General features: G+C 73.0%; 1 protein-coding gene. It reads left to right on the top strand.

Annotated elements, in window-relative coordinates; all coding sequences use genetic code 11:
- Window positions 1-289: GAP1-M domain-containing protein (locus ACZ3HH_RS29650; RefSeq protein ID WP_465810098.1), on the top strand; the 289-nt coding region annotated here is incomplete at both ends.

Here is a 289-nt window from a genome sequence, read left to right as displayed (position 1 = left end):
GACGGCGACGAGTGGCGGATCGGTCGACTCGCGCGCCTCGCGGGAGCGATCGCCGCGGCTCTCCAGGGCGGGCCGAAGGTCGTCGTGCGCGTGGACGACCAGGACGAAGCCGCTCGATGGATCGCGGCGGTCTCGCTCCTCCTTCCGCTCGGCCTCGCGCGACGACTGGGCTTCTCTCTCTTCGAGCGAGCGAACAGCAGCGTGGGCCGGGCGATCCGGGACGTGTTCGCCGGAGGGGTCCACGTCGCCGTCGTCCCGCGAGCCGATGAGGTGCTGCCGGCGGAGGACC

It is taken from the genome of Pseudomonas sp. PME37.24/025 (genome assembly GCF_055556615.1).
The sequence above is the reverse complement of the archived record's forward strand: the minus strand, read 5'-3'. Positions and strand labels throughout refer to the sequence as shown.